Here is an 11,675-nt window from a genome sequence, read left to right on the forward strand (position 1 = left end):
AATCCTCCCTGTCACCGCGCAAAGGCTGACACGCGATTAACCTCATAGCAAGCATGCTCGCCATAACACCAACGCTAAAGGCAAATTAAGGAATGCCTGCGAGATTGAGGCAGCAGGTGTGGAAATAACAAGTGTTGGAGTTGGCGCAGATGTCGCTTGCTGAAAAATTGGCGCAGGAACGCAGGGCCCGATTGGCGGCTGAGCGGCTTCTGGAGCTGAAACAGGCGGAATTGACTGATGCGAATCGCAAACTCGGTCGCCATGCGCTTGCGCTGACCAAACGCATCGGTGCGACTCAGGCAGAAATCGCTACGTTCAGAAACGAGAATGAGCGCGTTAAAAGCGACCTCAACACCGCCAATGAAAAGGTTGAGCAGGCTGAGCGACGGCTTTGGCACTCCATTCAGGCGTTTCAGGATGGGTTTGCCTTCTTTGACAGCAACAGCAAGCTGATCGGTGCCAATACCGCATATCTGAATATATTCGAGGGCGTCGAGGAAGTTGCGCCGGGCGTGTCCTATGTCCGCATTCTGCAAGTCCTGACCGATGAAGGGCTGATCGACACTGAGGAACTCTCGGCGGATGCATGGCGCGCGATGATGACCGAACGCTGGATGTCGCCTGCACCGGAACCCACCGTGATTCGCCTCTGGAATGACCGCTACCTGAAGCTGATCGATCAGCGCGGCCATGACGGTGATATCGTAAGCCTCGCACTCGATATCACGGCGACTGTCCACTACGAGGAAGAGCTGCGCACCGCACGTGAACGCGCCGAGGCGGCCAACCGCGCCAAATCCGCTTTCCTTGCCAATATGAGCCATGAGATCCGCACGCCGATGAATGGCGTTGTCGGCATGGCGGAGCTATTGAACGACACCAGCCTTACCGAAGAACAGCGCCTTTATGCCAATACGATCAGGAACTCTGGCGAGGCGCTTCTGGTCATCATCAACGACGTGCTCGACTACTCCAAGATTGAGGCCGAGAAGCTGGTTCTACACCCTGAACCCTTTGATCTTGAGGCCTGCATGCATGAGGTGGTCATGCTGCTGCAGGCCAATGCGCGCGATAAAGGGCTGACGCTTCTGGTCGATTACGATCTCTTTATGCCGACGAGCTTTATCGGTGATCCGGGGCGTATCCGTCAGATTCTGACCAACCTCATTGGCAATGCGGTGAAGTTCACAAACGAGGGCCACGTCACCGCCCGCGTGACCGGTGTTCCTCATCCCGAAGACAACACCGTGATGTTGCACATTTCCATTGAAGATAGCGGCATCGGTATTCCCGAAGAGAAAATTCAGCACATCTTTGGTGAGTTCAATCAGGTCGAGGATGAAACCAACCGGCAATTCGAAGGCACGGGTCTTGGTCTTGCGATCACCGAGCGCCTCATCAAGATGATGGATGGCGAGATTTGGGTGGAAAGCGAGTTTGGCAAAGGGTCCTGCTTTGGCTTCCGCCTGCCATTGGTGGTGGCCGATGGCAGTCAGGTCAACGCACCGGAGCTTCCAGACGATCTCAATTGTGTGATGATCGTCGATGATATGGAAATCAATCGCGAGATCCTCAATCGGCAGCTTCAGCGTCTCGGCTTGAAAGTTATCCCTGTGACCAGCGGTGCCCGGGCGCTTGAACAGATGTCCAAGGATGTCGATCTGGTGATTACCGATCGCAATTTGCCGGGAATGGATGGATTGAAACTGGCGCGCAGCCTGCGTCATGCTTGGTCAGATGTGCCGGTTCTGTTGCTCTCTTCCGACCCCGCCGACGCAAGTGATCCCGCAATCCGGGATATCTTTGCGGGCGTGCTGCAAAAACCGATACCACGCGGTGCATTGTTCACCGCGCTCTCCAAGCTTAGTGCGCCCAGCGGGCAGCCACCTTCTGCATCGTATGCGGTTGAGGCGGCTCCTAGCCCGGCGATGACCCAATCAGCAGCAACGGCTGAAATAGCCTCTGATTTGCGTAAGATGCGCGTATTGGCGGCAGAGGACAACCGCACCAACCAGTTGGTGTTCCGTAAGATGGTCAAAGATATGAACATCGACCTGCGGTTTGCCGGAAATGGTCAAGAAGCGGTCGAACTTTATCAGAGCTTTGTGCCCGACATGATCTTCATGGATATTTCCATGCCGAAAATGGACGGCAAACAAGCCACTCAGGCCATTCGGGAGCTGGAGAAGGAAAATGGCCGCAAGGTGCAGATTGTTGCGCTGACCGCCCATGCGATGGATGGCGATTCCGAGGGGATCCTTGCGGCAGGGCTTGATGACTATCTCACCAAACCTCTGCGCAAATCGCTGATCCACGAACGGATCATGAAGAACATGCCAGCCGCCGTGGCCCCCCTTCAATGCGAAGGGGGAGATCTTCAGGCAACCGGTTGAAGCCGCCTGAAGGAACCACTTTTTAGATGTGCAGAGCGTGACCCAGCGCCTTGAGGCATGCCTCTTGCAAGCCTTCGGATTGCGTGGGATGCGCATGCACTGTCGCTGCGATATCTTCCAGACAGGCCCCCATCTCGATCGCGAGTGAGAACGCCGCCGAAAGTTCGGAAATCCCTGCACCAACGCCCTGAAGCCCAACGACGGCATTATCGGCCTCACGCCACACCACACGAATGAACCCGTCATCACGTTCGGTCGTCATCGCACGGCCATTGGCGATGAAGGGGAACTCCGCCGATTTGGTGCCGTCAATCTCTCCCGGCAGCGCGCCGCAGGTAACGATCTCCGGATCGGTGAAACAGACTGCGGGGATCGCCCTTTTGTCCCATTCGACGGAATGCCCCGCCAGATATTCCGCAACCATTTCGCCCTGTGCCATCGCCCGATGGGCCAGCATCGGCTCTCCAGTCACATCCCCAATGGCGTAAATGCCGCGCATGGAGGTCTGGCACATTTTGTCGATGCGAATGAAGGGCCCGTTCATGGTGAGAGACAGCTCATCAATGCCGATCCCTTGCGTGCGCGCACGGCGCCCGACAGTAACCAGAACACGCTCGGCCTCCACATCCCCGGCATCTGTGGTCAGCACAGACGCCTCATGTGATTGCGCCTTGGTGCCAGTCATCACGGTAACGCCCAACTCCTCCAGACGTTTGTGAACCGGACGGGTCAGCGCCTTATCGTAAAGCGGCAGGATACGATCTTCGGCCTCAACAATTGTCACCTTGGAGCCGAGTTTGGCAAAGACCGTACCCAATTCCAGACCGATGTAGCCGCCGCCAACCACCGCGAGGCTTTTGGGAACTTCGGTCAACGACAGCGCCTCGGTCGAGGACAGAACCGCGCCGCCAAAGGGCAAGAAGGGCAACTCAACCGGGGCCGATCCAGTGGCGATCACAATGTAGTCCGCGCGGATCTGCGTGTCGCCATCCTCGCCTTTCACCACGACTGTCTTGCCGTCCACAAAACGTGCGCGGCCCGACACCATCTTTACGCCCGCTTTACGCAAAAGCCCACCGACACCGCCGGTCAGACGCTCCACAATGCCGTCTTTCCACGCAACGGTTTGCTTCAGGTCAATGGTCGGCGCAGAAGCCGAAATTCCCAAGGGACCAGCCGCAGCATGGGTCATCTTTTGAAACTCATCCGCCGCATGGATCATCGCTTTGGACGGGATACAGCCGATATTAAGGCATGTGCCCCCCACGCGCGCCTCATCTACGACGACAGTGTCCAATCCCAGCTGCCCTGCGCGAATGGCACAGACATAACCACCTGGTCCGGCACCGATCACCAGAACTTTGCATTTAATGTCAGTCATCTAGCCCTCGACAAACAGCATCGCTGGCGTTTCCAGCAGGAGTTTCAGTTTTTGCACAAATACAGCCGCGTCCCAGCCATCAATCACCCGGTGATCGAAGGAGCAGGAGATATTCATCATCTTGCAGGGCTGAAACTGCTGACCGTCCCAGACAGGGCGCATCTGTAGTTTGTTTACGCCAACAATCGCCACTTCGGGGTGATTGATAATCGGCGTGGTCGCAATCGCGCCAAGTGCGCCAAGCGAGGTGATGGTGATGGTTCCGCCCATCAATTCATCCCGCTTGATCGAGCCATCCCGCGCAGCTTCTGCCAGACGTGTAAGCTCTGACGCATTGTCCCAAAGGCTGCCCGATTCCGCATGATGCACCACAGGAACATTGAGCCCGTTCGGTGTTTGCGTGGCGATCCCTACATGGACGCCGCCATGACGGTAGATGATCCCTTCATCATCATCATACCGCGCGTTCAGTTCTGGCTGCTCGCGCACAGCTTCGACAATTGCGCGCATCAGGAACGGCAACAAAGTCAGTTTCGGGCGCTGGTCTTTGTATTTTCGATTCAAGGCCGCGCGCAGATCTTCGAGCGCGTCCATCTCGATCTCTTCAACGATGGTGATATGCGGGATCTGGCGCTTGGAGATCGCCATCTTCTCGGCGATTTTGCGACGCATCCCGACCACGCGCACCTCTTCAACGCCGGTGTTTTTGCCGCGCGTGACACTGCCTTGCTGAATGCCGCCCGACGCGATCCAGTTTTCCAGGTCCGCATGACTGATGCGCCCCCCCGGGCCGCTACCGGGCACTTGTCTCAGATCAACGCCCTCTTCGCGCGCCCGTGCCCTTACGGACGGAGCGGCCAGCGGTTTGGTATTCTTGGCCCGCGCGACGGGTTTACTGGTTTTCACCAGAGGGCGTGCGGGTTCTGCGGCCTTGGCCTGAGGTTCAGGCTTTGGTTCGGGCTTATCTTCTTTGGGGGCGGGCGCTGGCTTTGACGCTTCCGGCGCAGAGGCATCTTCATTGCCATCGCCGTCCACTTCGATACGCACCAAAACGGAGCCGATCGCCAACATATCACCGATCTCACCGCCGAGCTCGACCACCTTTCCTTCAACGGAAGAAGGCACCTCCACGGCGGCTTTGTCGGTCATCACAGCGGCCAGCACATCGTCTTCCTTGACGATATCGCCGGGTTTTACATGCCATTCAGTGAGTTCCGCCTCTGCGATACCTTCACCCACGTCTGGCAGGCGGATTGCATAGATCCTCATCTGCTCAATCCTCCATGCATTTTTTGAGGGCTTCACCGACTCGTTCGGGGCCGGGGAAGTAATTCCATTCCTGCGCGTGCGGATAGGGCGTATCCCAGCCCGTGACGCGGATAATCGGTGCCTCAAGATGGTAAAAACAGTTCTCTTGCACGATCGACATCAATTCCGCCCCAAAGCCTGAAGTCTTGGTCGCCTCATGCACGATCACGCAGCGCCCAGTTTTTTCCACAGAAGCCACAATGGTTTCCAGATCCAACGGCAACAGTGTGCGCAGGTCGATCACCTCAGCGTCAACGCCCGACTCTTCGGCGGCGGCTTCGGCCACATAGACCATGGTGCCATAGGCCAGCACAGTCACGTCGCTGCCTTCGCGACGAATGGCGGCCTTGCCGAGCGGGATCGGCTCGTACCCGTCCGAGACATCGCCCAAGGGATGCTTCTTCCAGCTGGTGACAGGACGGTCGTGATAGCCGTCAAAAGGCCCATTATAGAGCCGCTTTGGCTCGAGAAAGATCACAGGGTCGGGGTCTTCGATGGCGGCCAGGAGCAGACCTTTGGCATCGCTTGGATTGGAAGGTACCACCGTTTTTAGACCCGACGAATGGGTAAAAAACGCCTCGGGTGACTGGCTGTGCGTCTGGCCGCCAAAGATACCGCCACCGGTGGGCATGCGGATCACAATCGGGCAGGTGAAATCCCCTGCCGAGCGATGCCGCAGGCGTGCAGCCTCTGAAACGATCTGATCAATTGCCGGATACACGTAATCCGCAAACTGGATCTCGATCACCGGGCGCAATCCGTAGGCGGCCATACCAATCGCGGTGCCGACAATGCCTGCCTCGTTGATCGGCGCATCAAAGCAGCGTGATTTTCCATACTTCTTCTGCAGACCTGCGGTGACGCGGAAGACGCCGCCGAAGTAGCCTACATCTTCGCCGTAGACGACCACGCGGTCGTCTTTTTCCATGGCCACATCATGCGCATCGCGCAGGGCCTCGATCATGGTCATCTGGGCCATGTCAGTACCCCGCTTCTTGACGTTGTCTAATCAGATGGGGCGGCATTTTCTCGAACACACCTTCGAACATGTCGCGCGGGGACGGTCCTTTGCCACCTCCCAAAGTGCCGATCTTTTCCGCTTCTTTCTGGGCGGTGATGACCTGATCCATCAGTTCCGCTTCCGCCTGGCTGTGGCGCTCGTCGCTCCATTCTCCGATACGGATCAGGTGGCGTTTCAACCGGTCGATTGGGTCGCCCAGCGGCCATGCGGCGCCCTCATCAGCAGACCGATAGGCGGAGGGGTCATCACTGGTGGAATGGCCGCCCGCACGGTAGGTCACATGTTCGATCAGTGTAGGTCCAAGCCCCAGACGCGCGCGTTCCGCTGCCCATTTCGCCACCGCATTCACCGCAAGGTAGTCATTGCCGTCCACCCGGATCGACGCAATGCCAAACCCGTGGCCCCGCGCCGCAAACGTACCCACACCGCCGCGTGCGATGCCCTGAAAGGTTGAAATCGCCCACTGGTTGTTGACGATGTTCAGCACCACCGGCGCATTGTAGGTCGAGGCAAACACCATCGCCGCATGGAAATCGCTCTCGGCGGTGGATCCATCACCGATCCAGCCCGCTGCGATCTTGGTATCACCGGAAATGGCGGAGGCCATCGCCCAGCCCACGGCCTGCACAAATTGGGTGCCAAGGTTGCCAGAAATCGAAAAGAACCCATGCTCCTTTGAGGAATACATGATCGGCAACTGGCGACCGTGCAAAGGGTCGTCCGCGTTGGAATAAATCTGGTTCATCATGGTAACGAGCGGATAATCCCGCGCGATCAACAGACCCGCCTGCCGATAGGTGGGAAAGTTCATATCCCCATCCTGCAGCGCACGCGAGAAGGCGCAGCTCACGGCCTCTTCTCCGAGATGCTGCATGTAAAAGCTGGTTTTGCCCTGACGCTGCGCGTTCTGCATCCGGGCGTCAAACGCCCGCAATAGCATCATGTCGCGCAAGCCTTCGCGCAATTCCTCTGGCGTGAGGGCACCAGCCCAATCGCCCACGGCCTCGCCTTCCTTGTTCAGCACCCGCACGATGGAAAACGCCATTTCGCGCATATCATCCGGGTCCACATCCACCGCAGGACGCGCAACAGCCCCAGCGCGCGGCACCTCAAAGTATGAGAAATCCGGTGTATCGCCCGGACGGCAGCCCGGTTCGGGCACATTCAGCGCGAGCGGCTGGTAGGTCTTGTCATCAGTCATGCAGCACCTCGTTTCGCGTCAGACGCCTTCGCTAGAATCTCAGCCACCATGTCATCTGCGACTGCGGTGGTGGTGCGTCCGGTCTTGTCGCTCAGTTCCAGCAATGTGCGGATGCGCCCCGCCACCCCGTCGAGCCGTTCGGTACGATAGCGCGTGCCCGCCTTGTGGATCTCACCTGCGACACTGATGATGCCGCCTGCGTTGACCACGTAATCGGGCAGATAGCGAATGCCCTTGGCACGCAGTGCATCTGCCACTTCTGGCGTCTCAAGCTGGTTGTTGGCGGCACCACACACCAGTTTTGCGGTCAACCTCTCAACAGTAGCGTTGGTCAGTACACCGCCAAGGGCGCAGGGCGCAAAGATATCCATCTCTGTCTCAAAAACCTGCGCTGTGTCGCAGATGGTTGCACCAAAGGCCGCTTTCGCATGCTGAAGAGCCGCGTCATTAATGTCAGCGACGATCAGATCGGCCCCAACGCTATGCAATTTTTCGGCAAGCGACATACCGACGTGGCCAAGTCCCTGAACCAGCACCCGGCGCCCGGTGAGATCACGGGTGCCAAACACCACTTCAGCGCCGACCTGAAGGCATTGAAACACCCCTTGCGCAGTAAAGGGCGACGGATCACCGGTGCCATAGTCACCCCCCTCCAGCCCCACGGCATAAGGGGTTTCCTCGGCGACGATCTTCATATCCTCGGGCGAAATTCCGACATCCTCTGCGGTGTAATAGCTGCCATTCAGGCTTTGAACGGCGCGGCCAAAAGCGCGCAGCAGGGCGGGAGACTTATCGGTGCGGGCATTGCCGACGATCACCGATTTGCCACCACCCAGCGCCAGATCGGCCATCGCGTTCTTGCAGGTCATCCCCTGCGCCAAGCGGAGCACATCGCGGCGCGCCTCATCAAGCGTTGCGTAATCCCACATCCGGCAGCCGCCAGCAGCAGGGCCAAGGGTTGTGGAATGCACGCAGATGAAGGCTTGCAGACCGCTTTCGGTATCTTCCGCAAAAACGAGGCGCTCATATCCTTCGGGTACCGTTTCCTCGGTCAGGTTCAGTGTCATGGTCTCTCCACCGGGCAGAAATCTGATTTGGCGATTTTATCGCAAAACACTGGTGGAAAAATCGAACATCCCCCATGTATATTGCGAATGATTGGTGTTTACCGCTACAAATGAGGCTTATTGTGGCTAGATACGCTGCAGACAGGTTAGACCGTGCGATTCTACGCGCCCTGCGAGAAGACGGTCGTATGTCTCTGGTCCAACTGTCCGACCGTGTTGGATTATCTCCGACCCCTGTAAAACGACGCCTGCGACAGCTGGAAGACAGCGGGTTGATCGAAGGCTACGTCGCCCGCATCGATCGCAAGACTGCGGGCTTTGGCATTACTGCGTTTGTATCGGTTGAACTGGAGAAACAGGACGCCGAAGCAGTGGCTAGTTTTCAAAAGAAAGTCGCGCAATTTGAAGAGGTTGTCACAGGCAGCCTGATGACAGGCGCGCAGGATTTCCTGCTGGAAGTCGTGGTGGAGAGCCTCGAAGAATTCGAGACGTTTCTTCAGACCAAACTCATGCGTGTGGAGGGGCTGCGCGCGGTGCGCTCTCGCTTTGCGCTGCGCAAGTTCATCGACCGCACGCGCATCCCTTAAGATAAAGAAGAGGCCGCCCCCACAATGTAGGCGCAGCCTCTGGATCGGTTTTTCGGGGACCGATTATTCGATCAAAGTGCGGCTTTGAACAGTCGTGTCAGGTTTTCCTCGGTCAGTTTGACGGGATTGCCGCCAGAGCTGGGATCAATGATCGCGCCTTTGACCAGTTCGGGGATGGAGTCCTCGGTGACACCCAGCTCCGCAAGGCCACGCGGAATGCCAAGGCTGTCGTTGAACTCCTGCACAAACGCCTTGAACCCATCAAAGCCGCCCGCAATGCCAAGGTAAGCCGCCGCCATGTCAAAACGTTCGGCAATCTCAGAGGCGTTGAACTCCAGCACTGCAGGCATGCAGACCGCATTGGTGGTGCCGTGGTGGGTGTTGAAATGTGCGCCAATGGGGTGGCTCATGGCGTGGATCGCGCCGAGGCCTTTCTGGAAGGCAGTCGCGCCCATGGCCGCCGCAGACATCATATGCGCGCGCGCCTCGATGTCGGTGCCATCTGCATAAGCGCGCGGCAGGTAGTCCTTCACGAGGCGCATGCCTTCAAGCGCCATGCCCTGCGACATCGGGTGGTAATGCGGCGAGGAGAAGGCCTCGACACAATGGGCAAAGGCATCAAGGCCGGTGCCGGCGGTGATGAACTTCGGCATGCCGACGGTCAGTTCGGGATCGCAAATCACCACGGTGGGCAGGACCTTGGGGTGGAAGATGATCTTTTTCTGATGGGTGACGCTGTCGGTGATGACAGAGGCACGGCCTACCTCAGACCCGGTGCCCGCAGTGGTCGGCACTGCGATGATCGGCGCGATAGCGTCAGCATCGGCGCGGGTCCACCAGTCGCCAATGTCCTCAAAATCCCAGACCGGGCGAGTCTGGCCTGCCATGAAGGCGACCATTTTACCCAGATCGAGACCGGAGCCGCCGCCAAAGGCGATCACGCCGTCATGGCCGCCTGCCTTGTAGGCCTCGACACCAGCATTGAGGTTCGTCTCGTTCGGGTTGGGATCTACCTCGGAAAACATCCCGCGACCAAGGCCAGCGGCCTCCATGATGTCGAGGGTGGATTTTGTCACCGGCAGATCTGCAAGCCCCTTGTCGGTGACCAAGAGTGGCTTTTTGATCCCGGCCTGCGCGCAGGCATCGGCCAGTTCCTTGATCCGGCCTGCGCCGAATTTGATTGCGGTCGGATACGACCAGTTTCCAATGAGAGACATCAGCATGTTCCTGTGGTGAGCCGGGGTGGGGGCGCTGCCCCCGCTTGCCCTCCGGCAAGCTCCCCCGAGATATTTTCAAGAAGTTGAAGGGCCTCAGCCCGTGACTTTTTTCAGGTGGTAGGATTTGGGCCGGGTCAGGTTGTGATAGCCGATCACCGAGAGGCCACCTCCGCGCCCGGTGTTCTTGCAGCCGGTCCAGCAGAGCGCGGGGTCGAGGTAGTCGGCGCGGTTCATGAACACGGTGCCGGTTTCGATCTGGTCGCCCACTGCCTGTGCGCGCTCCAGATCCTTGGTCCAGATCGAGGCGGTGAGACCAAATTCGCTGTCATTCATGAGTTTGATCGCTTCCTCATCGGAGGAGACCTTCATGATGCCAACGACCGGGCCAAAGCTCTCATCGCGCATCACCCGCATCTCATGGGTGACATTGGTCAGGATCTGCGGCGTCAGATAGGCGCCGCCATCATCGGCCTCCATGGTGGCGATATGGGCCACAGCGCCCTGTTCGACCGCCTCGGCGATCTGGTCGCGCACCTCTTTGGCAAAGCGCACATTGGCCATCGGGCCGATGGTGGTCTCCGCCTCAAGCGGGTTGCCGAGCTTGTAGCCATTGACCACCGCCAGCGCCTTTTCAAGGAAGCTGTCATAGAGGCTTTCATGCACGTAGATGCGCTCGATGCCGCAGCAGCACTGGCCGGAGTTGAACATGGCCCCGTCAATCAGCGTGTCAACCGCCGCATCCACATCGGCGTCCTCCATGACATAGCCGGGGTCCTTGCCGCCCAGTTCGGTGCCGACGCCGGTGAACGTGCCCGCTGCGGCGCGCTCCATTGCCTGACCACCCCCGACGGAGCCGGTGAAGTTCACAAAATCAAACGCCTTCTCGGCAATCAGTGCCGAAGTGGTGTCGTGATCGAGGAACACATTCTTGAACACATCCTCGGGTAGGCCTGCCGCGTGGAAGGCCTGCGCCATACGCTCACCGACCAGCAGGGTCTGGGTTGCATGTTTCAGCACCACGGTGTTGCCCGCGATCAGCGCAGGCGCGACCGTATTGATCGCCGTCATGTAAGGGTAGTTCCAGGGCGCGACCACAAAAACGACGCCATGGGGAATGCGCTTGATGTAGCGTTTGAACGTCGCGTCGTCGCCGACCTCGATAACCGCCAGCGACTCAGCCGCGATCTTCGCCATATGCGATGCGCGTTCGTTGAACCCGCCAAACTCGCCGCCAAACCGCACGGGACGGCCCATCATATGGGCAAGCTCGGGCACGATGTCATCGTTCATCTCGCCAATGGCGGCGACACCTGCCATTACGAGGTCAATGCGCTCCTGAAGCGGGCGCGCCGCCCAAGCCTTCTGCGCAGTCCGCACCGCAGCCACCTCGGCGCGGGCGGCGTCTAGATCCAGCGTCTCGCGGCTGGCGTAGACCGATCCGTCGATCGGCGAAATACAATTCAGTGTCTTGCCCATTGGCCAACTCCTCCGGGGGCGCAG

The 11,675-nt window shown here is 58.6% G+C and carries 9 protein-coding genes; 2 read left to right on the forward strand and 7 right to left on the reverse strand.

Annotated elements, in window-relative coordinates; all coding sequences use genetic code 11:
• Positions 1–149 precede the first annotated feature (149 nt).
• On the forward strand, positions 150–2,393 hold the full coding sequence (locus K529_RS13605; protein WP_040642712.1) for a response regulator: 2,244 nt from the start codon (positions 150–152) through the stop codon (positions 2,391–2,393).
• A 22-nt stretch (positions 2,394–2,415) separates the two neighbouring features.
• On the opposite strand, the gene lpdA is transcribed toward K529_RS13605, so the two are convergent.
• From lpdA to K529_RS13630, 5 genes are read right to left on the reverse strand one after another with little or no spacing between them, the layout of a single operon-like run.
• Positions 2,416–3,774 carry a dihydrolipoyl dehydrogenase gene (gene lpdA / locus K529_RS13610; protein ID WP_005626707.1) on the reverse strand — a complete coding sequence of 453 codons (1,359 nt, stop codon included), beginning with the start codon at positions 3,772–3,774 and terminating at the stop codon, positions 2,416–2,418.
• Complete coding sequence (locus tag K529_RS13615) at positions 3,775–5,043, reverse strand: dihydrolipoamide acetyltransferase family protein (protein WP_005626711.1); 1,269 nt, start codon at positions 5,041–5,043, stop codon at positions 3,775–3,777.
• A 4-nt stretch (positions 5,044–5,047) separates the two neighbouring features.
• Positions 5,048–6,061: an alpha-ketoacid dehydrogenase subunit beta gene (locus K529_RS13620; protein ID WP_005626714.1), complete on the reverse strand. Its 1,014-nt coding sequence runs from the start codon at positions 6,059–6,061 to the stop codon at positions 5,048–5,050.
• Between the two features lies 1 nt (position 6,062).
• Positions 6,063–7,304: a 3-methyl-2-oxobutanoate dehydrogenase (2-methylpropanoyl-transferring) subunit alpha gene (locus K529_RS13625; protein WP_005626717.1), complete on the reverse strand. Its 1,242-nt coding sequence runs from the start codon at positions 7,302–7,304 to the stop codon at positions 6,063–6,065.
• The gene (locus tag K529_RS13630) at positions 7,301–8,371 is read right to left on the reverse strand and encodes a Glu/Leu/Phe/Val family dehydrogenase (protein WP_005626719.1); all 1,071 of its coding nucleotides are present in this window, start codon (positions 8,369–8,371) and stop codon (positions 7,301–7,303) included. Before K529_RS13630 ends, K529_RS13625 begins: the two co-directional genes overlap by 4 nt.
• A gap of 188 nt (positions 8,372–8,559) precedes the next feature.
• Between K529_RS13630 and K529_RS13635 the strand changes: the two genes are divergently transcribed.
• The gene (locus K529_RS13635; RefSeq protein WP_005626723.1) at positions 8,560–8,958 is read left to right on the forward strand and encodes an Lrp/AsnC family transcriptional regulator; all 399 of its coding nucleotides are present in this window, start codon (positions 8,560–8,562) and stop codon (positions 8,956–8,958) included.
• 71 nt (positions 8,959–9,029) lie between these two features.
• Here K529_RS13635 and K529_RS13640 read toward each other — a convergent pair whose 3' ends face one another.
• Both K529_RS13640 and K529_RS13645 read right to left on the reverse strand, forming a co-directional pair.
• Positions 9,030–10,175, reverse strand: coding sequence for an iron-containing alcohol dehydrogenase (locus K529_RS13640; RefSeq protein ID WP_005626725.1), 1,146 nt, complete (start codon positions 10,173–10,175; stop codon positions 9,030–9,032).
• A gap of 93 nt (positions 10,176–10,268) precedes the next feature.
• Entirely contained in the window at positions 10,269–11,651 is a 1,383-nt protein-coding gene (locus K529_RS13645) for an aldehyde dehydrogenase family protein (RefSeq protein ID WP_046002077.1), read from the reverse strand.
• Between the last annotated feature and the right edge of the window lie 24 nt (positions 11,652–11,675).

The sequence above is a fragment of the Tritonibacter mobilis F1926 genome, assembly GCF_000376545.2.
Taxonomy (GTDB): Bacteria; Pseudomonadota; Alphaproteobacteria; order Rhodobacterales; family Rhodobacteraceae; genus Epibacterium; species Epibacterium mobile.

Excerpts from the sequence above, each read along its gene's own strand:
- K529_RS13605 (WP_040642712.1), top strand. The coding sequence starts at position 150 with ATGTCGCTTGCTGAAAAATTGGCGCAGGAACGCAGGGCCCGATTGGCG.
- lpdA (WP_005626707.1), bottom strand. The coding sequence starts at position 3,774 with ATGACTGACATTAAATGCAAAGTTCTGGTGATCGGTGCCGGACCAGGT.
- K529_RS13615 (WP_005626711.1), bottom strand. The coding sequence starts at position 5,043 with ATGAGGATCTATGCAATCCGCCTGCCAGACGTGGGTGAAGGTATCGCA.
- K529_RS13620 (WP_005626714.1), bottom strand. The coding sequence starts at position 6,061 with ATGGCCCAGATGACCATGATCGAGGCCCTGCGCGATGCGCATGATGTG.
- K529_RS13625 (WP_005626717.1), bottom strand. The coding sequence starts at position 7,304 with ATGACTGATGACAAGACCTACCAGCCGCTCGCGCTGAATGTGCCCGAA.
- K529_RS13630 (WP_005626719.1), bottom strand. The coding sequence starts at position 8,371 with ATGACACTGAACCTGACCGAGGAAACGGTACCCGAAGGATATGAGCGC.
- K529_RS13635 (WP_005626723.1), top strand. The coding sequence starts at position 8,560 with ATGTCTCTGGTCCAACTGTCCGACCGTGTTGGATTATCTCCGACCCCT.
- K529_RS13640 (WP_005626725.1), bottom strand. The coding sequence starts at position 10,175 with ATGTCTCTCATTGGAAACTGGTCGTATCCGACCGCAATCAAATTCGGC.
- K529_RS13645 (WP_046002077.1), bottom strand. The coding sequence starts at position 11,651 with ATGGGCAAGACACTGAATTGTATTTCGCCGATCGACGGATCGGTCTAC.